Origin of the sequence: Mucilaginibacter flavidus, assembly GCF_024055575.1 — a bacterium.
GTDB classification, from domain to species: domain Bacteria; phylum Bacteroidota; class Bacteroidia; order Sphingobacteriales; family Sphingobacteriaceae; genus Mucilaginibacter; species Mucilaginibacter flavidus.
In genome coordinates, this window is record NZ_JAMXOE010000059.1 from 1 (window position 1) to 1,840 (window position 1,840).

The 1,840-nt window shown below is 48.1% G+C and carries 1 protein-coding gene; it reads right to left on the reverse strand.

The features are described 5' to 3' along the window. Positions 1 to 86: 86 nt before the first annotated feature. Positions 87 to 1,349 (reverse strand): group II intron reverse transcriptase/maturase, encoded by a 1,263-nt coding sequence (gene ltrA / locus NAF19_RS30440; protein ID WP_252794240.1) that lies wholly within the window; start codon positions 1,347 to 1,349, stop codon positions 87 to 89. Positions 1,350 to 1,840 lie beyond the last annotated feature (491 nt).

A 1,840-nucleotide genomic window follows, 5' to 3' on the forward strand; every position in this document is an offset into this window, starting at 1 on the left:
ATCGAGTAGGAAGTAAGGGATTATTTCCCTTACTGTCCTCTCACACCACCGTACGTGCCGTTCGGCATACGGCGGTTCAATAAACATTAACAGTTTTTCAGCGGGGTGGTGATGTCTTTCAGACTTACAAACCCCGCTTTCTTTAAAAAGGCATTGCTTAAAGCCGTGGTAAGAATTGGACTATGAACCGTTCGCCAATAGCCCTTTCGGGTGTTGCCCCATTGGTAGGCTTTACTGGGTTTGATGCCCAGTTTCTCCAGCTGTCCGATTCGGGTTTTCACCTTCTTCCATTGTTTCCAATAGCATAGTCGTATCCGGCTCCTCACCCATTCATCCAGCGTCCCAAACACCGATTTCGCTTCGCTTAGCCTAAAGTAGTTGCCCCATCCGTGATTTAGTCGTCTGATTTCCATCATGCGGTCTTCCATTGGGTGGGGTTTGCTCCGGCATGTTATCTGCCGGATTTTCTTCTTGTAAGCTGCTATGCTTTTACGGTGTACCGATACGCCTTTTTCTCCTTTCTTGTGATAGAAAGTAAAGCCTAACAACTTGCTGAACCATGGCCGCGTCACCGAACTCTTCTCAATGTTAACCTTTAGCTTCAATTCCTTTTCGATATAGGTACTGATACTTTCCATTACCCGTTCCCCTGCACGTTTACTTTTGACATAGATACTCACATCATCGGCATACCGTACAAACCGGTGACCCCGTTTCTCTAATTCCTTATCCAGTTTATCGAGAATGATATTTGAAAGTAAGGGACTTAGCGGGCCGCCTTGCGGAACGCCCTGTTTACACGGTGTTAGACTTCCTTGTTCCTGAATATCTGCACGGAGGATTTTGTGGATGAGTTTAAGTACTCGTTTATCCTGTATCCTCCGGCTCAATTCGTTCATTAGGTAATCGTGATTAACACGGTCGAAGAATTGTGCCAGGTCGAGGTCAACTACATGGCTGTAGCCTGCATTAATGTACTCCTTTGCCTTTTGCAAAGCTTGGTGTGCATTCTTTTCTGACCGGAACCCGTAGCTGTTTTCAGAGAAGTCAGCATCATACATTTTAGTTAGTTCCTGTGATATGGCCTGCTGTATCAGCCTGTCCATGTACGTAGGGATACCTAACTTGCGTTCGCCTCCATTGGGTTTGGGGATGATTACACGTTTTACAGCCTGGGGCTGATACGTTCCGGTTTCAAGCTTAGTCCTGATTGCCTCCCATTCTGCTTTCAGCTGGCCGGGAAAGCCTGCTACTCCTATGCCGTCTACTCCCGCTGCCCCCTTGTTTCCCGTGACCTGCCGGTAGGCCGCCTGCATGTTTGATTTGCTGATGATTTCCTCCAATAGCATTTCGTCTGCACTTTTTTTTTTTTCCTGTTTCCTCGTTTCTTTCCTTCTTTCAGGTCGTCGTTCAGCGCTTCCTGTTACCTTTCTGCTTCCAGCATATCCGTATACAGGTAAGCCCTCCATCCGGAGTTTTCTGCTTTCTTTACGATAGACCCATTGCCAGAGATACTCCTCGGACGTTTAATGTTCAGCCCTTCCCCCCCGTACGTGCGGGGTACTATGGCCTCGGCTGACTTCTGGTAAACAAGCTATGTATCACTACAGGCTCTTGCTCCTTCGGGCGGCGCTTCTCCCTCCGTCCACTGTTTATCAGATCTCCCCGGGTAAGAACGCAAACTTTCTCTCCATGTACCCGTCAGATTTACAGCACCATGTTTCGGATAGTTTCGGGCTTTGTTTTGTTGTGCAAACTCACCCACATGGCATTGCCTGATCTGCTTCCTGTTCGTCAGGCCAGAGATTTACCGCCGGCTTCCTTCAGATTCCTCCTCGCG